18 protein-coding genes and 1 other RNA gene are annotated in these 18,317 nt (G+C 57.0%); 12 read left to right on the top strand and 7 right to left on the bottom strand.

Translation table 11 applies throughout. From position 1 onward, the window contains the following. Positions 1 to 76: 76 nt before the first annotated feature. The 3 genes from AC4IC4_RS18915 to zapA form a co-directional block, all read right to left on the bottom strand. Positions 77 to 673: a 5-formyltetrahydrofolate cyclo-ligase gene (locus tag AC4IC4_RS18915; RefSeq protein ID WP_032650138.1), complete on the bottom strand. Its 597-nt coding sequence runs from the start codon at positions 671 to 673 to the stop codon at positions 77 to 79. A gap of 24 nt (positions 674 to 697) precedes the next feature. Continuing rightward, positions 698 to 881: non-coding RNA, 6S RNA (gene ssrS, locus AC4IC4_RS18910), on the bottom strand. A 41-nt stretch (positions 882 to 922) separates the two neighbouring features. Beyond that, positions 923 to 1,252: a cell division protein ZapA gene (gene zapA, locus AC4IC4_RS18905; protein WP_006811891.1), complete on the bottom strand. Its 330-nt coding sequence runs from the start codon at positions 1,250 to 1,252 to the stop codon at positions 923 to 925. A 168-nt stretch (positions 1,253 to 1,420) separates the two neighbouring features. Here zapA and AC4IC4_RS18900 point away from each other — a divergent pair, with 168 nt between their 5' ends. The 8 genes from AC4IC4_RS18900 (at position 1,421) to AC4IC4_RS18865 (ending at position 11,454) form a co-directional block, all read left to right on the top strand. Then, on the top strand, positions 1,421 to 1,999 hold the full coding sequence (locus AC4IC4_RS18900) for a YecA/YgfB family protein (RefSeq protein WP_024906571.1): 579 nt from the start codon (positions 1,421 to 1,423) through the stop codon (positions 1,997 to 1,999). Between the two features lie 31 nt (positions 2,000 to 2,030). Further along, on the top strand, positions 2,031 to 3,344 hold the full coding sequence (pepP, locus tag AC4IC4_RS18895) for a Xaa-Pro aminopeptidase (protein ID WP_090418935.1): 1,314 nt from the start codon (positions 2,031 to 2,033) through the stop codon (positions 3,342 to 3,344). Then, entirely contained in the window at positions 3,341 to 4,519 is a 1,179-nt protein-coding gene (ubiH, locus tag AC4IC4_RS18890) for a 2-octaprenyl-6-methoxyphenyl hydroxylase (RefSeq protein ID WP_491471688.1), read from the top strand. Before pepP ends, ubiH begins: the two co-directional genes overlap by 4 nt. 12 nt (positions 4,520 to 4,531) lie before the next feature. Beyond that, complete coding sequence (gene ubiI / locus AC4IC4_RS18885) at positions 4,532 to 5,734, top strand: FAD-dependent 2-octaprenylphenol hydroxylase (protein ID WP_491471687.1); 1,203 nt, start codon at positions 4,532 to 4,534, stop codon at positions 5,732 to 5,734. A gap of 397 nt (positions 5,735 to 6,131) precedes the next feature. Next, a complete protein-coding gene (gene gcvT, locus AC4IC4_RS18880) occupies positions 6,132 to 7,226 on the top strand; it encodes a glycine cleavage system aminomethyltransferase GcvT (protein ID WP_370884343.1) in 1,095 nt (364 codons plus the stop codon). Between the two features lie 23 nt (positions 7,227 to 7,249). Further along, positions 7,250 to 7,639: a glycine cleavage system protein GcvH gene (gcvH, locus tag AC4IC4_RS18875; RefSeq protein WP_368526026.1), complete on the top strand. Its 390-nt coding sequence runs from the start codon at positions 7,250 to 7,252 to the stop codon at positions 7,637 to 7,639. A gap of 127 nt (positions 7,640 to 7,766) precedes the next feature. Beyond that, positions 7,767 to 10,640 carry an aminomethyl-transferring glycine dehydrogenase gene (gene gcvP, locus AC4IC4_RS18870; protein ID WP_248165625.1) on the top strand — a complete coding sequence of 958 codons (2,874 nt, stop codon included), beginning with the start codon at positions 7,767 to 7,769 and terminating at the stop codon, positions 10,638 to 10,640. Between the two features lie 70 nt (positions 10,641 to 10,710). Beyond that, a complete protein-coding gene (locus AC4IC4_RS18865) occupies positions 10,711 to 11,454 on the top strand; it encodes an SDR family oxidoreductase (protein WP_473722246.1) in 744 nt (247 codons plus the stop codon). A gap of 75 nt (positions 11,455 to 11,529) precedes the next feature. On the opposite strand, the gene AC4IC4_RS18860 is transcribed toward AC4IC4_RS18865, so the two are convergent. Both AC4IC4_RS18860 and AC4IC4_RS18855 read right to left on the bottom strand, forming a co-directional pair. After that, the gene (locus AC4IC4_RS18860) at positions 11,530 to 12,963 is read right to left on the bottom strand and encodes a 6-phospho-beta-glucosidase (RefSeq protein ID WP_491471686.1); all 1,434 of its coding nucleotides are present in this window, start codon (positions 12,961 to 12,963) and stop codon (positions 11,530 to 11,532) included. Between the two features lie 116 nt (positions 12,964 to 13,079). Continuing rightward, complete coding sequence (locus AC4IC4_RS18855; RefSeq protein WP_063144934.1) at positions 13,080 to 13,811, bottom strand: MurR/RpiR family transcriptional regulator; 732 nt, start codon at positions 13,809 to 13,811, stop codon at positions 13,080 to 13,082. A 265-nt stretch (positions 13,812 to 14,076) separates the two neighbouring features. On the opposite strand from AC4IC4_RS18855, the gene trhA reads away from it, so the two are divergent. After that, positions 14,077 to 14,736 (top strand): PAQR family membrane homeostasis protein TrhA, encoded by a 660-nt coding sequence (gene trhA / locus AC4IC4_RS18850; RefSeq protein WP_024906580.1) that lies wholly within the window; start codon positions 14,077 to 14,079, stop codon positions 14,734 to 14,736. Between the two features lie 98 nt (positions 14,737 to 14,834). Here trhA and ygfZ read toward each other — a convergent pair whose 3' ends face one another. Then, positions 14,835 to 15,815, bottom strand: coding sequence for a tRNA-modifying protein YgfZ (gene ygfZ, locus AC4IC4_RS18845; RefSeq protein ID WP_024906581.1), 981 nt, complete (start codon positions 15,813 to 15,815; stop codon positions 14,835 to 14,837). 294 nt (positions 15,816 to 16,109) lie between these two features. Between ygfZ and sdhE the strand changes: the two genes are divergently transcribed. After that, positions 16,110 to 16,376, top strand: coding sequence for an FAD assembly factor SdhE (sdhE, locus tag AC4IC4_RS18840; RefSeq protein ID WP_006178375.1), 267 nt, complete (start codon positions 16,110 to 16,112; stop codon positions 16,374 to 16,376). Continuing rightward, positions 16,357 to 16,767 carry a protein YgfX gene (locus AC4IC4_RS18835; RefSeq protein WP_023326024.1) on the top strand — a complete coding sequence of 137 codons (411 nt, stop codon included), beginning with the start codon at positions 16,357 to 16,359 and terminating at the stop codon, positions 16,765 to 16,767. The genes sdhE and AC4IC4_RS18835 overlap by 20 nt, the downstream gene beginning before the upstream one ends. A 6-nt stretch (positions 16,768 to 16,773) precedes the next feature. Here AC4IC4_RS18835 and fldB read toward each other — a convergent pair whose 3' ends face one another. Further along, a complete protein-coding gene (gene fldB / locus AC4IC4_RS18830) occupies positions 16,774 to 17,295 on the bottom strand; it encodes a flavodoxin FldB (protein ID WP_090418575.1) in 522 nt (173 codons plus the stop codon). Between the two features lie 101 nt (positions 17,296 to 17,396). On the opposite strand from fldB, the gene xerD reads away from it, so the two are divergent. Then, on the top strand, positions 17,397 to 18,293 hold the full coding sequence (gene xerD, locus AC4IC4_RS18825; RefSeq protein ID WP_023309098.1) for a site-specific tyrosine recombinase XerD: 897 nt from the start codon (positions 17,397 to 17,399) through the stop codon (positions 18,291 to 18,293). Positions 18,294 to 18,317 lie beyond the last annotated feature (24 nt).

Raw genomic sequence — 18,317 nt, 5'->3', positions numbered from 1 at the left:
AGTTACCGTTTTTTATGTTTTCACCCTCTCCCTGTGGGAGAGGGCTGGGGTGAGGGCATCAGGCTGCACGCCTGCTTCACCACTCCCACAACTTCGATGGCGTCACCACCGCCGGTAACGGCACATCCCATTTTTCTACCGGCAACGCCTCCACGCCCTGGCAATCATGCGCGTAGCCCACCGGCTGCAATCCATACTGCTGCCAGTTTTGCAGCGTCCGGTCGTAAAAACCACCGCCCATTCCCAGGCGCTGTCCCTGCTCATCAAACGCGACCAGCGGCGTAATCAGTACATCCAGCTGTGACAGCGGGAGCACGTCGCGGACGTCGAGTTTCGGCTCCGTAATTTTCAGGCGATTCACCACCAGCTCGCTGTGCGGGTGGTAGTGCAGAAACAGCAGATTACCGTCGCTAAACGGGTGCAGCACCGGCAGGTAGACTTTCTTCCCGGCGCGCCAGAGCTGCTCTATCAGCGGTTGGGTATCCAGCTCTCCATCAAATGACAGAAACAGCGCAACGGTATGCGCCATTACGACAGGGGGATATGCCATCATACGGGCGGCGGCCTGCTGGGCAAAATGCGCTTGCTGATCGGCGGTTAACGCACGGCGGCGCTGACGAATGAGCTGACGAATGTCCTGGCGTGAAGCCGAAACTTCAGGGAATTGAGTCATGGTAGTCGGTAGAAGAAAAGAGAGGGAATCTCCGAGATGCCGCCGCAGGCTGTAACCCTTGAACCCTTGGTTCAAGGTGAATGTGTCGTCATAGTTTTAAGGCTTCTCGGACGGACCGAGCATGCTCACCAACCATGGAGCGCCACATTCTTGTGGTATGAAATATCGGCTCAGGGGACTGGCCCGCTTGCGAACATCTCAGAGAAATTTTGTCTTCCCAGTTACTCTACCATAGTCAACTGAGAAGTGTTATTCAAACTTGGGTCCCGGTCTTTCGGGATTGCGACCTTGATCAAGCAATGCCTGTTCTATGGTCTGCTGGAGCATTTTAATGCGCTGCTCCATGCTTGCCGCGTAGTCGCGGGTCTTCGCTTTTTCCTGAGTCAGTTCATAGCTGATGTTCAACGCGGCGATGAAAACCAGCTGCTCAGTATTTGTGACTCTAGTGCGTTCTTTTAGATCTTGCAACCGCTGATTCAAATCGTCCGCTGCCTGATTCAAAGCATCCCTTTGTTCAGGCGGACAATTCACTCGCAGTGAACGGCCAAAAATCTGGAGATCGACGGGTTGTGCAGACATGCCACCTTCCTGCTGATTGACTGCGCTGCCTTCGCTTACTGCCCCGGGGGCTGCGAAGGGGCGACACTATAGCTACCCTGATGTGAAGATACAAGCCCTTTTCTGGTATCACCAGGGTCCAAAGTGGTAGCATATCATGAAACTTCCCCCCTTTGACGACGAATGCTCATGTCTATACAGAACGAAATGCCTGGTTACAAGGATTTAAACCAGTTACTGAACCAGCAGGGAGTCGGTTTAACCCCTGCCGAAATGCACGGTCTGATCAGTGGCATGCTGTGCGGCGGAAACAGCGACAGCTCATGGCAGCCGCTGATCCACGACCTCACGAATGAAGGGCTGGCGTTTGGTCACGAGCTGGCGGAAGCGCTGCGTAAAATGCATGCCGCCATCAGTGATTCGCTGGAAGACGATGGCTTCCTTTTTCAGCTTTATCTGCCTGAAGGCGACGACGTCAGCGTGTTCGATCGCGCCGATGCGCTGGCCGGCTGGGTAAACCACTATCTGCTGGGGCTGGGCGTCACGCAGCCTAAACTGGATAAAGTCACCGGCGAAGCGGGTGAAGCGATCGACGATCTGCGCAACATCGCCCAGCTTGGCTACGACGAAGACGAAGACCAGGAAGAGCTGGAAATGTCGCTTGAAGAGATCATCGAGTACGTGCGCGTGGCGGCACTGCTGTGCCACGACAACTTCACGCGCTCACAGCCGACCGCGCCGGAAGTCCGCAAGCCAACCTTACATTAAGAAAAATAACGCACAGGAGGGTGTCATGGTTATCTCAAGTCAAGAGTATTCGCGCCGCCGTCAGGCGCTGCTGGCAACAATGCAGCCGGGCAGCGCCGCGCTGATTTTTGCTGCGCCCGAAGTGACGCGCAGCGCCGACAGCGAATATCCCTATCGCCAGAGCAGCGACTTCTGGTACTTCACCGGCTTTAACGAGCCGGAAGCGGTACTGGTGCTGATTAAGAGCAATGACACCCACAACCACAGCGTGATTTTCAACCGCGTGCGCGATCTGACGGCCGAAATCTGGTTTGGCCGCCGCTTAGGGCAAGAGGCCGCACCGGAAAAGCTGGGCGTTGACCGCGCGCTGGCGTTTAGCGAAATCAACCAGCAGCTCTATCAGTTGCTTAACGGCCTCGACGTGCTCTATCACGCGCAGGGCGAATATGCGTACGCCGATGAGATTGTCTTCACCGCGCTGGATAAGCTGCGCAAAGGCTCGCGCCAGAACCTGTCCGCACCGGCCACGCTGACGGACTGGCGTCCGGTGGTGCATGAGATGCGTCTGTTCAAGTCTGAAGAAGAGCTGAATTTGATGCGCCGTGCGGGCGAAATCAGCGCGCTGGCGCACACCCGCGCGATGGAGAAATGCCGTCCCGGGATGTTCGAATACCAGCTGGAAGGCGAAATTCACCACGAATTTAACCGCCACGGCGCGCGCTATCCCTCCTATAACACCATCGTTGGCGGCGGGGAAAACGGCTGCATTCTGCACTACACCGAAAACGAAAGCGCGCTGCGCGACGGCGATCTGGTGCTGATTGACGCCGGTTGCGAATATCAGGGGTACGCGGGGGATATCACCCGAACCTTCCCGGTGAACGGTAAATTCTCGCCGGCACAGCGCGCGATTTACGACATTGTTCTCGAGTCGCTTGAGACGGCGCTCAGGCTGTATCGCCCTGGAACTTCCATGCAGGAAGTGACCGGTGAAGTGGTGCGCATCATGATTACCGGTCTGGTCAGGCTCGGGATCCTGAAAGGGGATGTCGACACCCTGATTGCTGAAAATGCGCATCGACCGTATTTCATGCACGGCCTGAGCCACTGGCTGGGGCTGGACGTGCATGACGTTGGCGCATACGGCACCGACCGTTCGCGCGTACTGGAGCCGGGCATGGTGTTAACCGTGGAGCCGGGTCTGTATATCGCGCCGGATGCAGACGTGCCTGAAGAGTACCGCGGGATTGGCATTCGTATTGAAGACGACATCGTGATTACCGAAACCGGTAACGAAAACCTGACCGCGAGCGTCGTGAAAAACGCTGACGATATTGAGGCGCTGATGGCAGCGGCACGCGCATGAGCGTGATTATCGTTGGTGGCGGCATGACCGGGGCCACGCTGGCGCTGGCCATTTCACATTTGACGAAAGGCCAGCTTCCGGTGCACCTGGTGGAAGCCGTTGCGCCAGAGGCGTCCAACCACCCCGGTTTTGATGCCCGCGCCATTGCGCTCGCGCAGGGCACCTGCCAGCAGCTTTCCCGCATTGGCATTTGGCAGGCCATTGCCGACTGCGCCACGGCAATTAAAACCGTTCACGTCAGCGATCGCGGCCATGCTGGCTTTGTCACCCTGGACGCGCAGGATTATCGTATTGATGCTCTTGGGCAGGTTGTTGAGCTGCATGACGTCGGATTGCGTCTGTTCCGCCTGCTTCAGGACGCGCCGGGCGTTACGCTGCATTGTCCGGCGCGTGTGGCCAGCGTGAGCCGCAGTGAGGCGTCGGTTAGCGTGACGCTGGAAAACGGCACCGTCCTTGAAGGCCAGCTTCTGGTCGCCGCGGACGGTTCGCGCTCGTCGCTCGGCGCCCAGTGTGGCGTGGAGTGGCGCCAGCAGCCTTACGGCCAAGTGGCGGTCATTGCGAACGTCGCTACCGCAGCTGACCACGACGGCAGGGCGTTTGAGCGCTTTACGCAGCATGGCCCGCTGGCGATGCTGCCGATGTCGGACGGGCGCTGTTCCCTGGTGTGGTGTCACCCGCAGGATAAAGCTGAAGAGGTGAAGGCCTGGTCAGACGAACGTTTTTGTACCGAGCTGCAAAAAGCCTTTGGCTGGCGGCTGGGGCGTATCACCCATGCCGGCCAGCGGGCGGTCTACCCGCTTTCGTTGACTACGGCCTCTCAGTCCATCTCCCATCGTCTGGCGCTTGTCGGTAATGCCGCGCAGACGCTGCACCCCATCGCGGGGCAAGGGTTCAACCTTGGTTTACGCGACGTCATGAGCCTGGCGGAAACCCTTTCACAGGCGTGGGGTGAGCAAAAAGACTGCGGGGCGTATTCGGTGCTGAGCCATTACCAGAAGCGCCGCCAGGCGGATAAAGAGGCCACCATCGGTGTGACCGATGGTCTGGTCCATCTTTTTGCCAATCGCTGGGCACCGCTGGTTGCGGGCCGCAACCTCGGGCTGATGGCGATGGAACTATTCATTCCGGCACGTGACGTGCTGGCGCAGCGGACCCTGGGTTGGGTCGCGCGTTAAGGAGTTATCACCGTGCAAAATGTTGATGTCGCCATCGTTGGCGGCGGAATGGTCGGACTGGCATTGGCCTGTGGTTTACAGGGCAGCGGCCTGCGCGTGGCTGTGCTGGAGCAAAAGCAGTCTCAGCCCGTTGCCCCGGATGCCCCGCCGGAACTCCGCGTCTCGGCGATCAATGCCGCCAGCGAGAAATTGCTGACGCACCTTGGCGTCTGGTCAGATATTGTGGCGCAGCGCGCCAGCTGCTATCACGGCATGGAAGTGTGGGATAAAGACAGCTTTGGTCATATTGCTTTTGATGATGAAAGCATGGGCTATAGCCATCTGGGTCACATTGTTGAAAACGCGGTGATCCACCACGCGCTGTGGCAGAAAGCACAGCAGTGCAGCGACGTGACCCTGATTGCGCCTGCGCAGATCCAGCAGGTGGCGTGGGGCGAAAACGAGGCGTTTATCACCCTGCAGAGCGGCGACATGCTGACCGCGCGTCTGGTGGTCGGTGCTGACGGTGCCAACTCCTGGCTGCGTAATAAAGCCGATATCCCGCTGACCTTCTGGGACTATCGTCATCACGCGCTGGTGGCGACGATCCGCACCGAAGAGCCGCACGGCGGCGTGGCGCGCCAGATTTTCCACAACGACGGCATACTGGCGTTCCTGCCGCTTGCCGATCCGCACCTGTGCTCGATTGTCTGGTCCCTGGTGCCGGAGAAAGCCCAGCAGATGCAGGAGGCAACGCCGGACGCCTTTAACCAGGCGCTGTGCGTGGCCTTTGATAACCGCCTTGGCCTGTGCACGCTTGAAAGCGAGCGTCAGGTGTTCCCGTTAACCGGCCGCTACGCGCGTCAGTTTGCCGCGCACCGTCTGGCGCTGGTGGGGGATGCGGCGCATACCATTCATCCGCTGGCCGGGCAGGGCGTTAACCTTGGCTTTATGGACGCGGCGGAGCTGGTCGAGGAGTTGCGTCGCCTGCATCGCGAAGGGAAGGACATCGGGCAGCATCTCTATCTGCGCCGCTACGAGCGCAGCCGCAAGCACAGTGCGGCGATGATGCTGGCGGGCATGCAGGGCTTCCGCGAGCTGTTTGCCGGGGCGAATCCGGCGAAAAAACTGCTGCGCGATATCGGCCTCAAGCTGGCCGATACCCTTCCTGGCGTCAAACCTCAACTCCTCCGTCAGGCGATGGGTCTTAACGACCTGCCGGACTGGCTACGTTAATTTAGACCCCTGTCACACTTTCTTTTCCCGGCCTCTGCGCCGGGGAAATGCCCTCGTTTGAAATATTCTAATTTCACGTCATTTTTCGCATTAGATAATCTAATGTCGCGTTTTTCTTGTTACGGAAATTCGGCCCGATTTTCCGCACGAAATATCACCATGTGCTAAATCCTGTTAGATCATTGTTAATTTTGTGCGGGGTTAATCGCATTTTTCCAGTGAATAACTCTGTAGGCTTTTTAGCGTTTTTTGGTCATAAGCTAATGTGATGACCCATTTTGCCTTATGGTTAACCGCCGGTTTCGGTGGTAAGTTCAGGTAAAAGAGAACGTTTGCGTCGGTGCCCGAACGCGGTGCCGATACCGGGTTTCACGGTGAATTTTTCAACGAGGACAAGATGGCTCAACAGACTCCTTTGTACGAACAACACGTGTTATGCGGCGCCCGCATGGTGGACTTCCATGGCTGGATGATGCCGCTGCACTACGGCTCGCAGATTGATGAGCACCACGCGGTGCGCACCGATGCCGGTATGTTCGACGTGTCCCACATGACGATTGTCGATCTGCACGGTAGCCGCACCCGGGAGTTTTTGCGTTATCTGCTGGCAAACGACGTCGCCAAACTGAAGACGCCGGGTAAAGCGCTCTATACCGGCATGCTGAATGCCTCGGGCGGCGTGATTGATGACCTTATCGTCTATTACTTCACTGAAGATTTCTTCCGCCTCGTTGTAAACTCCGCCACCCGCGAAAAAGACCTCTCCTGGATCACCCAACACGCCGAACCTTATGCCATCGACATCACCGTCCGTGACGATCTGTCGCTGATCGCCGTGCAGGGGCCGAACGCGCAGGCGAAAGCCGCCTCTCTGTTTAACGACGAGCAGCGTAAAGCCACCGCTGGCATGAAGCCGTTCTTCGGCGTGCAGGCGGGCGATCTGTTTATCGCCACCACCGGCTACACCGGTGAAGCGGGCTACGAAATTGCCATGCCAAACGAGAAGGCCGCTGATTTCTGGCGTGCGCTGGTGGAAGCGGGCGTGAAGCCTGCGGGCCTGGGCGCGCGCGATACGCTGCGTCTGGAAGCGGGGATGAACCTTTACGGTCAGGAGATGGATGAAGGCGTCTCTCCGCTGGCCGCCAACATGGGCTGGACCATCGCGTGGGAACCGGCTGACCGTGACTTCATTGGTCGTGAAGCGCTGGAGATGCAGCGCGAGAAGGGCACCGAACAGCTGGTGGGCCTGGTGATGACCGAGAAGGGCGTGCTGCGCGGCGAACTGCCGGTGCGCTTTACCGATGCTGACGGCAATCCTCGCGAAGGCGTGATCACCAGCGGAACCTTCTCACCGACGCTGGGCTACAGTATTGCACTGGCACGCGTGCCGGCGGGGATTGGCGAAACGGCGGTGGTGCAAATCCGCAACCGTGAAATGCCGGTCAACGTAACCAAACCGATTTTTGTTCGCGCCGGTAAGCCGGTCGCCTAATCATTTTTATCAGGAGAATTTCAATGAGCAATGTGCCAGCAGAACTGAAATACAGCAAAGAACACGAGTGGCTGCGTAAAGAGGCGGACGGCACTTACACCGTAGGGATCACCGAGCACGCGCAAGAGTTGCTGGGTGACATGGTGTTTGTTGACCTGCCTGACGTGGGCACGACCGTTAGCGCGGGCGACGACTGCGCCGTGGCGGAGTCCGTAAAAGCGGCCTCTGACATCTACGCCCCTTTGAGCGGCGAAATCGTTGCCGTCAACGACGCGCTGAGCGATTCGCCAGAGCTGGTGAACAGCGAGCCTTATGAAGGCGGCTGGATCTTCAAGATCAAAGCCAGCGACGAATCCCAGGTTGCCGCGCTGCTGGATGCGACCGCGTACGAAGCACTACTGGAAGACGAATAACGTTGTGCCGGATGGCGCTGGGCTTATCCGGCCTACAGCTCAATGTAGGCCCGGTAAGCGTTAGCGCCACCGGGCAACAGCGTTACAGATAACTACGATTCACTGCACGTTTCAGGAACCATCGCTCATGACACAGACTTTAAGCCAGCTTGAAAACCGTGGCGCCTTCATTGAACGTCACATTGGGCCGGATGCTCAGCAGCAGCAGGAGATGCTGAAGACAGTTGGCGCGGATTCATTAAACGCACTGATCGGCCAGATTGTGCCAAAAGACATCCAGCTTGCCACGCCGCCTCAGGTGGGGGAAGCTACCACGGAATTCGCCGCGCTGGCGGAGCTGAAGGCTATCGCCGGCCTGAATAAGCGCTATAAGTCTTACATTGGCATGGGCTATACCAACGTGCAGCTGCCGCCGGTTATCCTGCGCAACATGCTGGAAAACCCGGGCTGGTACACCGCTTACACCCCGTATCAGCCAGAAGTTTCCCAGGGCCGTCTGGAAGCGCTGCTGAACTTCCAGCAAGTGACGCTGGACCTGACCGGCATGGATATCGCCTCTGCTTCTCTGCTGGATGAAGCGACCGCCGCCGCCGAAGCGATGGCGATGGCAAAACGCGTGAGCAAGCTGAAAAATGCCAACCGCTTCTTCGTCGCGGCGGACGTGCATCCGCAGACGCTGGACGTGGTGCGTACTCGCGCAGAGACCTTCGGCTTTGACGTGATCGTCGACGACGCCGACAAAGTGCTGGATCATCAGGACGTCTTCGGCGTGCTGCTGCAGCAGGTGGGCACCACCGGTGAAGTTCACGACTACGGCGCGCTGATTGCCGAGCTGAAATCCCGCAAAGTGGTTGTCAGTGTTGCCGCCGATTTTATGGCGCTGGTGCTGCTGACGGCGCCGGGTAAACAGGGCGCAGATATCGTATTCGGCTCCGCACAACGCTTCGGCGTACCGATGGGCTACGGCGGCCCGCACGCGGCGTTCTTCGGCGCGAAAGATGAATTCAAACGCTCCATGCCTGGCCGTATTATCGGCGTCTCCAAAGATGCTGCCGGTAACACCGCGCTGCGCATGGCGATGCAAACACGCGAGCAGCATATCCGCCGCGAGAAAGCGAACTCCAACATCTGTACCTCACAGGTGTTGCTGGCAAACATCGCCAGCCTGTACGCCGTGTTCCACGGCCCGGCAGGCCTGAAACGCATTGCCAGCCGCATTCACCGCCTGGCCGATATTCTGGCCTGCGGTCTGCAGCAGAAAGGCCTTAAGCTGCGCCACGCCCACTACTTCGATACCCTGTGCGTGGACGTGGCGGACAAAGCGGCCGTGCTGGCGCGCGCGAATGCGGCAGAGATTAACCTGCGCAGCGACATTCACAACGCCGTCGGCATTACGCTGGATGAAAGCACCACCCGTGACGATATCCTGAACCTGTTCAGCGTGCTGCTGGGTGACGCGCACGGTCTGGACATTGATGCGCTCGACAAAGAAGTTGCGCTCGACAGCCGCTCCATTCAGGACAGCATGCTGCGTAACGACGCCATCCTGACGCACCCGGTCTTTAATCGCTATCACAGCGAAACCGAGATGATGCGTTACATGCACTCTCTGGAGCGCAAGGATCTGGCGCTGAACCAGGCGATGATCCCGCTGGGATCCTGCACCATGAAGCTGAACGCTGCAGCAGAGATGATCCCTATCACCTGGCCAGAATTCTCCGAGCTGCACCCGTTCTGCCCGCCAGAGCAGGCGGAAGGTTATCACATGATGATCAACCAGCTTTCCGACTGGCTGGTGAAATTGACCGGTTACGACGCGCTCTGCATGCAGCCGAACTCCGGCGCGCAGGGCGAATACGCGGGCCTGCTGGCGATCCGTCACTATCACGAAAGCCGCAATGAAGGTCACCGCGATATCTGCCTGATCCCAAGCTCCGCCCACGGTACCAACCCGGCCTCTGCCCAGATGGCGGGCATGGAAGTTGTGGTGGTGGCGTGCGATAAGAACGGCAACATCGATCTGGCCGACCTGCGTGCGAAAGCCGAGCAGGCGGGCGACAAGCTCTCCTGCATCATGGTGACCTACCCGTCTACCCACGGTGTGTACGAAGAAACCATCCGTGAAGTGTGCGAAGTCGTGCACCAGTTCGGCGGTCAGGTTTACCTCGACGGCGCAAACATGAACGCTCAGGTGGGCATTACCTCGCCGGGCTTTATCGGCGCGGACGTGTCGCACCTGAACCTGCACAAAACCTTCTGCATTCCGCACGGCGGTGGCGGCCCGGGCATGGGGCCTATCGGCGTGAAAGCGCATCTGGCGCCGTTTGTGCCGGGCCACAGCGTGGTGCAGATTGAAGGCATGCTGACCCGTCAGGGCGCGGTCTCTGCGGCACCGTTCGGCAGCGCCTCTATCCTGCCAATCAGCTGGATGTATATCCGCATGATGGGCGCGGAAGGGCTGAAGCAGGCGAGCCAGGTGGCGATCCTGAACGCTAACTATATTGCAACTCGCCTGAAGTCCGCCTTCCCGGTGCTCTATACCGGCCGTGACGGTCGCGTGGCGCACGAGTGCATCCTCGATATTCGTCCGCTGAAAGAGCAGACCGGCATCAGCGAGCTGGATATCGCCAAGCGTTTGATCGACTACGGCTTCCACGCGCCAACCATGTCGTTCCCGGTTGCGGGCACGCTGATGGTGGAGCCAACGGAATCTGAAAGCAAAGCCGAGCTGGACCGCTTTATCGACGCGATGCTGGCCATCCGCATGGAGATCGACCGCGTGCAGGACGGCGAGTGGACGCTGGAAGATAACCCGCTGGTTAACGCCCCGCACACCCAGCACGAGCTGGTGGCAGAGTGGAACCACGGCTATTCCCGCGAGCTGGCGGTCTTCCCGGCAGGCGTGGCGAACAAATACTGGCCGACCGTGAAGCGTCTTGATGACGTCTACGGCGACCGTAACCTGTTCTGTTCCTGCGTGCCGATGAGCGAATACCAGTAATAGTGCTGAAGTAGTAACGTAGGCCGGGTAAGGCGAAGCCGCCACCCGGCTTTTTTATTGGGAGAAGCGAATGGCAATTGCACTGGTCACCGGCGCCAGCCGCGGCATCGGTAAAGCCACCGCGCTGCAGCTGGCTCGCGAAGGCTACACCGTGGCGGTGAACTATCATCACAACATTAAAGCCGCGACGGACGTCATCAGGCAGATTGTGGATGCAGGCGGTAAAGCCTTTACCGTCCGTGCAGACATCAGCGATGAAGCTCAGGTGCTGGCGATGTTTAACAGCCTCGATCGTGAAGGTGAGCCGCTGACCGCGCTGGTCAATAATGCGGGGATTCTGTTTGAGCAATCCACTATCGAGAATCTCTCCGCTGAGCGCATTAACCGCGTCCTGGCGACCAACGTCACGGGCTACTTCCTCTGCTGCCGGGAAGCGGTAAAGCGCATGTCCTTCAAACACGGCGGCAAGGGTGGGGCGATAGTGAACGTCTCTTCCGCGGCGTCACGTCTGGGCGCGCCGGGTGAATATGTGGATTATGCCGCGTCGAAGGGGGCGGTGGATTCGCTGACAACGGGTTTATCGCTTGAGGTCGCGGCGCAGGGCATTCGCGTTAACTGCGTCCGTCCGGGTCTGATCTATACCGATATCCATGCCTCAGGCGGAGAGCCGGGGCGGGTGGATCGCGTGAAATCATTGCTGCCGATGCAGCGCGGCGGCCAGCCGGAAGAAGTGGCGCAGGCGATTGTCTGGCTGCTGAGCGAGAAGGCGTCGTACGTCACGGGGAGTTTTATAGAGCTGGCGGGCGGGAAATAAGCCGGGTGGCGGCGTCGCCTTACCCGGCCTACACGAGTAGTAGGCCCGGTAAGCGCAGCGCCACCGGGCAAAAAATCACAACGCTTCGCCGTTGCTGGCAATCACCCCTTTATACCACTCGAAGCTCTTCTTACGGGAACGCGACATGTCGCCCGTGCCGTCGTCGTGCTTGTTCACATAGATAAAGCCGTAGCGCTTGCTGTACTGGCCGGTGGTGAACGACACGCAGTCGATACAGCCCCATGGCGTATAGCCCATCAGATCCACGCCATCGTGCGTCACGGCTTTGATCATCTCTTCCACGTGGGCACGCAGGTAGTCGATACGATAGTCATCGTTGATGCTGCCGTCTTCTTCGACTTTATCGTAAGCGCCGAACCCGTTTTCCACGATAAACAGCGGCTTCTGGTAACGTTCGTACAGTTCGCACAGGGCATAACGCAGGCCCACCGGGTCAATCTGCCAGCCCCAGTCGGAGGCCTTCACGTGCGGGTTCGGCACGCTGCCTTCGAAACCGGAAATGGCATCGCCGGTACCGCCTTCCGCCTTCACCGCGTTGGTCATGTAGTAGCTGAAGCCCAGGTAGTCGCAGGTGCCTTCACGCAGGATCTGCTCGTCATCCGCTTCCATTTTAATGGAGAAGCCACGGCGCTCCCATTCGTTCAGCACGTAGGACGGGTAGTAGCCGCGCAGCTGGACATCGGTAAAGACGTAGCGCTCGCGCATCGATTCCTGGGCAAACATCACGTCTTCCGGTTTGCAGGAGAACGGATAGAGCGCCACCATCGCCAGCATGCAGCCGACTTTCATCTCCGGGTTGATGCGGCGCGCGGCTTTCACCGCCAGGGCGCTGGCCACAAACTGGTGGTGCAGGACCTGATACATGGTCTCTTCCGGATTTTCATATTCGGTGTAGACCACGCCCGAGCAGCAGTAGCCGAACAGCGGCGCGCGCCAGTTACGCTGGTTGTTGATTTCGTTGAAGGTCATCCAGTATTTGACCTTGTTTTTGTAGCGCTCAAAGACCACTTCCGCGAAGCGCACAAAGAAATCGACCACTCTACGGTTGGTCCAGCTACCGTACTCCTTCACCAGGTGCAGCGGCATTTCGAAGTGGGAGAGGGTGATTACCGGTTCAATGTTGTACTTCAGCAGCTCATCGAACATGTCGTCGTAAAACTTCAGACCCTCTTCGTTTGGCTGCGTTTCGTCACCGTTCGGGAAGATACGCGTCCAGGCAATAGAGGTGCGGAAACACTTGAAGCCCATCTCGGCAAACAGCTTGATGTCTTCTTTATAGTGGCCGTGGAAATCAATCGCCTCATGATTGGGATAATATTTCCCTGGCACCACGTCCTGCGTGATTTCGCGCGGCACGCCGTGTGCGCCGCCGGTCAATACATCGCAAATGCTTGGCCCTTTACCGCCTTTGTTCCAGCCGCCTTCTACCTGGTGAGCCGCAACCGCGCCGCCCCATAAAAAATCTTTTGGTAAGGTCAATTTTTTCATCGCTGCTATTCTCAATAATTGGCTTATTGGCATCGAGTCTAGCAAAGCGAAATTAAATGTCACGATATAACAAGGTGTGCATAATGTGATTTGTCACATCAAAAAAACAGGGTGTTTTATTCTGTGAGTTTCTTCGCCAGTTTACGTCCCAGAGACTCCAGAATATAAATGACGGGAATTTGCGTGGTGATGTCGTAGACGCCTGCAATACGCGTCTGAGGAACATGCCAGGAGAGATTAAAGTCCGCCAGCTTTGCGAGACGCGAGTGCTCATGGCTGGTAATGGAGAGCACTTTGCAGTGATGCAGGCTGAACTGGCTGGCGAAGCGCAGGATCTCCTCGGTCTCACCCGAGACGGAGAGCACAATCGCCAGCGCATTTTTCGCCATGTCATTGGTGACCGGGAAATAAGGGTCATCAATATGGTTACTGAATTTTCCGATATTAGAAAAGAAACGTGCGCCATATTTTGCCAGCGAACCCGATGTCCCTGCGCCGACAAATATAATGCGTTCTGACGATAAAATAATATCGACCGCATTATCTAATAACGCGTCGAACTCTTCATTATTCACGCTTTTAAAGAAGCTGATAATTTCGCTGGCACCGAAGTTCGCCTGCTGGGGCTCGTTCTGTTCAAGATAAAGCTTAAAGCGTACGCGAAACTCCGAGTAGCCTTCGCAGTTAAGCTTGCGGCAAAAGCGCAGGATAGTGGTGGTTGAGACGTCTGCCGCATCCGCCAGCTCGCGGATGGTCATGTACATGACTTTGTCACGATTTTTTATGACATAGTTGTAGACCATCATCTCCAGGTTATTGAGACTGGCAATGGCGGAGTGGGTGAACATACTCACAATGGCATAACTCTTATTCTGACCTCATCGTCACATCATAACATGCACCCGGACGGCAGGATCCATTTTTATGCTCTTGATTCATAATGATTAAATTTTTATGTGAACAATTGTTAGGTGAAAGATTTCTTTATATCTATGATTTTTAGGTATAAATTTTGAAATGAAATTATTTTAGCTAACAGGTGTTCACTGGAATCATTCTCAGTTAGCATAGTTATGCGATGAATAATCATCTTTTGTTTTCCCGGAGTTTTGTATGGTGAGCAGACCATTAATCGCACAGGGATATTCGCTGGCTGAGGAAGTAGCCAACAGCATCAGCCACGGCATTGGCCTGGTGTTTGGGATTGTCGGTTTAGTGTTATTGCTGGTGCAGGCGGTGGACACCAATGCCAGCGCGATGGCCATTACCAGCTACAGCCTGTATGGCGGGAGTATGATCCTGCTGTTCCTGGCGTCGACGCTGTATCACGCGATCCCGCATCAGCGGGCCAAGACGTGGCTCAAGAAATTTGACCACTGCGCTATCTATCTTCTGATTGCAGGCACCTACACACCGTTTTTGCTGGTGGGGCTTAACTCGCCGCTGTCGCGTGGCCTGATGATTGTTATCTGGAGCCTGGCACTGCTGGGGATCCTGTTTAAGCTGACCATTGCGCACCGGTTTAAGGTGCTGTCACTGGTCACCTATCTGACGATGGGCTGGCTGTCGCTGATTGTGGTGTATCAACTGGCAGTCAAACTGTCGGTAGGGGGCGTGACGCTTCTGGCCTTAGGCGGTGTGGTGTACTCGCTCGGCGTGATTTTCTACGTCTGCAAGCGCATCCCGTACAACCATGCCATCTGGCACGGCTTTGTGCTGGGCGGCAGCGTGTGCCACTTTTTGGCTATTTATCTGTATGTGGGGCAGGCGTAGTTTTTCCACCGTGCCTCACCCCGGCCCTCTCCCACAGGGAGAGGGAGGACACCAAAACCGTAGGCCCGGTAAGCGCAGCGCCACCGGGCGATACAGCATCACTCTTCCAGAGAATATGGCAGCGGCTCGATGCTCAGTGTGTTCGCATCGTCACGCACGCGGAACACGCTGTCAGCCTCCATGTCGTTGTTCATGACGGCTTGAACCAAAAGACGTCCATCATCCAGCTGTACAGCGGCTAACACGGTGCCGGTGCGGCGCCAGTTATCACCCATCTTCAGCTCTAAGTCTTCACCCGCTTCAGGTACACGGCTGGCATGGCCCGCCAGCGTCCACAGCGCACGTTTGTTTGCCCCGCGGAATTTCGCACGGGCGACCATCTCCTGGCCGGTGTAACAGCCCTTTTTAAAGCTGATGCCTCCCAGCGCCTGCAGGTTGGTTGCCTGAGGAATAAACTGCGCGCTGTTTGCGGCGTCAATGATCGGCAGACCCGCTTCGATGTTCAGCGCCAGCCACTGCTGACTGTTGTTAAGCTGCGCTTCGCCGCGCAGCGCCTCGGTGACGCGTTCGGCAGTTGCCGCATCCGTAACTAACAGGAAACGCTCCGCCGGGTGTTCAAACCACAGGATGGAGGTCGCGCCTTCGCTGACCACCTGCTTTTCCGCATCCGGCAGTTCGCTGAACAGATTTTTCAGCGCCGCACGCGCCTGGAAACCGGCCACACCCAGCAGGACATGTTCGTCGTCCGGGGTGATAGTGACTTTGGAAAAGACCGCGTACTTTTTCAGCTCCTTGAGCTGGGCCTCTTGCAGACTGCGGCGCTCAATAAAGGCAAAGCCGTCCTGGCGGCGGAAGAGGCGCAGGTTGCTCCACATTTTGCCTTTTGGATCGCAATGCGCGGCCAGCAGGTGCTGGTGTTCGGTCATCTGGCTGACGTCGGCGGTCACCTGGCCCTGCAGGTATTTTTCGGCGTCGGCACCGGTGAGCGTTGCCAGCGCCCAGTCATCAAGAGAAATAAGCGTCAGCGGCAGACGCGCAGAGGCGGCGGGCTGGCGAGGAGAAAATGGTGTAAAGGCCATAACGATATCCTGAATTGCTTAACGCTTTGATAATGCCTAATGGTAAAAGAGCCTGCAGGCAATGCAAGCGCTTTCAGCAGACCATTTGTGCCTTAAACCGGTTATGCGTAGCGCTACGCAAAATAATGTAATCCGCTGTCTTTGTGGGGATTATTCTGGAAGCCTGCTCGGCGAACGCAATATTCCAGTAATGAAACGGTCAAAAACACGTTACACTAGCTGGTGTCCCCGTAGAGAAATAAAGAACACTGAAGGGGGTACCGACTGTGCCAAACGTAATGCAGGAAACTGAACATGGATATTAACAACAAGGCCCGTATTCACTGGGCGTGCCGCCGCGGCATGCGTGAACTTGATATTTCCATCATGCCTTTCTTCGAATATGAGTATGACACCTTAAGCGACGATGATAAGCGTCTGTTTGTTCGACTGCTTGAGTCTGACGATCCGGATTTATTCAACTGGCTGATGAACCACGGCAAACCCGCCGACACCGAGTTGCAACGGATGGTGCAATTAATTCAAACACGGAATCGGGAACGTGGTCCTGTGGCAATCTGATCTTCGCGTCTCGTGGCGCTCGCAGTGGATGTCTTTGTTGCTCCACGGCCTGGTTGCGGCCATTGTGTTACTGATGCCGTGGCCGCTGAGCTATACGCCGCTGTGGCTGCTGTTACTGTCGTTTGTCGTTTTTGACAGCGTACGCAGCCAGCGTCGCATTAATGCCCGCCAGGGAGAGATTAAATTACTGATGGATTCCCGCCTGCGCTGGCAGGGTAAAGAGTGGGATATCCTCGGTATGCCCTGGATGCTCAACTGCGGCATGATGTTACGGTTACGCAAGGTGGACGGCGGGCGTTGCCAGCATCTGTGGCTGGCGGCTGACAGTATGGATGCTGCCGAGTGGCGAGACCTGCGCCGGATGTTGCTACAACAGACGACGCAGGGGTAACGCGCATTAGCTAAACTTTTCTGCCATTTCGCTCAGGATCTGCTCGCACCAGCTTTGCAGGCGCTCATCGCTGAGATCGTACTGGTTGGTTTCATCCAGCGCGAGCCCAACAAACAGCTCGCCGTCGGCAATAATCGGCTTTTTACTGGTGAACTCGTAACCTTCGGTTGGCCAGTAGCCGATGAACGACACCCCTTTCGGCGCCAGCTTATCATGCAGCATGCCGAGCGCGTCCAGGAACCACTCCCCGTAACCCAGCTGATCCCCCATGCCGTACATGGCAATGATTTTGCCTTCGAGGTTGAGCGTATCAAGCTGGTCCCAGATAGCTTCCCAGTCTTCCTGTATCTCGCCGAAATCCCATGTCGGGATGCCGAGGATCAGCACGTCATACTGCTCCATCAGCGTAAGCGCGTCATCTTTCAGGTTATGCAACGTCACCAGTTCCGGGCCAATGATGTCGCGAATTTTCTCTGCCGCCATTTCGGTGTAGCAGGTGCTGGAACCATAGAACAGACCAATATTCATCGCGTAACTATCTCAATTCTTGCTTTGACTTTGCGCGTAGTGTACCAGAAACCAGTCGCAATCAGGCATAATGGCCTGACTGCAGAATCAAAGGGGCTGATGTGGAAAAGGATCTCGCACTGATCGAACAGTTTCTCGACGCGCTGTGGCTGGAGAAAAACCTGGCCGAGAATACCCTCAGCGCCTACCGTCGCGATCTCACCATGCTGGTGGAGTGGCTTGCGCACCGGGGTTTATCCCTTGCGAGTGCACAGCGTGACGACCTGCAGGCGCTGCTTGGGGAACGTATCGCAGGGGGCTACAAAGCCACCAGTTCCGCACGTTTACTCAGCGCCATGCGTCGGCTGTTCCAGCATCTCTATCGTGAGAAGATCCGCGAGGACGATCCCAGCGCGCTGCTGGCATCCCCTAAACTCCCGCAGCGGCTGCCGAAAGATCTCAGCGAAGCACAAGTTGAGAGATTATTACAGTCACCGGCAGTTGACCTGCCGCTGGAGTTACGCGATAAAGCCATGCTTGAGCTATTGTATGCTACCGGCCTGCGCGTTTCGGAACTGGTTGGTCTGACGATGAGCGACATCAGCCTGCGTCAGGGCGTGGTGCGCGTCATCGGTAAAGGAAACAAGGAAAGGCTGGTTCCGCTGGGTGAAGAGGCGGTTTACTGGCTGGAAACGTACCTGGAGCATGGTCGTCCGTGGCTGCTCAATGGTACGTCTATCGACGTCCTGTTTCCAAGCCAGCGCGCGCAGCAGATGACGCGGCAAACGTTCTGGCATCGCATCAAGCATTACGCCACACTGGCGGGTATCGACAGTGAAAAGCTTTCGCCGCACGTATTGCGCCACGCCTTCGCGACGCATCTGTTAAACCACGGCGCTGATTTACGTGTGGTGCAGATGCTGCTGGGGCACAGCGATCTTTCCACGACGCAAATTTACACCCATGTCGCGACGGAACGCCTGCGGCAGCTACACCAACAGCACCACCCTCGTGCGTGAGTGCCGACGAATTGTAACAGGATC

The organism is Enterobacter sp. Taxon_2 (assembly GCF_058355295.1).
Note: the sequence above shows the minus strand (reverse complement) of the source record. Positions and strands in the feature narration are given on the sequence as shown.

Excerpts from the sequence above, each read along its gene's own strand:
- trhA (WP_024906580.1), top strand. The coding sequence starts at position 14,077 with ATGGTGAGCAGACCATTAATCGCACAGGGATATTCGCTGGCTGAGGAA.
- ygfZ (WP_024906581.1), bottom strand. The coding sequence starts at position 15,815 with ATGGCCTTTACACCATTTTCTCCTCGCCAGCCCGCCGCCTCTGCGCGT.
- gcvH (WP_368526026.1), top strand. The coding sequence starts at position 7,250 with ATGAGCAATGTGCCAGCAGAACTGAAATACAGCAAAGAACACGAGTGG.
- gcvT (WP_370884343.1), top strand. The coding sequence starts at position 6,132 with ATGGCTCAACAGACTCCTTTGTACGAACAACACGTGTTATGCGGCGCC.
- AC4IC4_RS18900 (WP_024906571.1), top strand. The coding sequence starts at position 1,421 with ATGTCTATACAGAACGAAATGCCTGGTTACAAGGATTTAAACCAGTTA.
- AC4IC4_RS18855 (WP_063144934.1), bottom strand. The coding sequence starts at position 13,811 with ATGTTCACCCACTCCGCCATTGCCAGTCTCAATAACCTGGAGATGATG.
- ubiH (WP_491471688.1), top strand. The coding sequence starts at position 3,341 with ATGAGCGTGATTATCGTTGGTGGCGGCATGACCGGGGCCACGCTGGCG.
- sdhE (WP_006178375.1), top strand. The coding sequence starts at position 16,110 with ATGGATATTAACAACAAGGCCCGTATTCACTGGGCGTGCCGCCGCGGC.
- AC4IC4_RS18865 (WP_473722246.1), top strand. The coding sequence starts at position 10,711 with ATGGCAATTGCACTGGTCACCGGCGCCAGCCGCGGCATCGGTAAAGCC.
- gcvP (WP_248165625.1), top strand. The coding sequence starts at position 7,767 with ATGACACAGACTTTAAGCCAGCTTGAAAACCGTGGCGCCTTCATTGAA.
- AC4IC4_RS18915 (WP_032650138.1), bottom strand. The coding sequence starts at position 673 with ATGACTCAATTCCCTGAAGTTTCGGCTTCACGCCAGGACATTCGTCAG.
- zapA (WP_006811891.1), bottom strand. The coding sequence starts at position 1,252 with ATGTCTGCACAACCCGTCGATCTCCAGATTTTTGGCCGTTCACTGCGA.
- fldB (WP_090418575.1), bottom strand. The coding sequence starts at position 17,295 with ATGAATATTGGTCTGTTCTATGGTTCCAGCACCTGCTACACCGAAATG.
- AC4IC4_RS18860 (WP_491471686.1), bottom strand. The coding sequence starts at position 12,963 with ATGAAAAAATTGACCTTACCAAAAGATTTTTTATGGGGCGGCGCGGTT.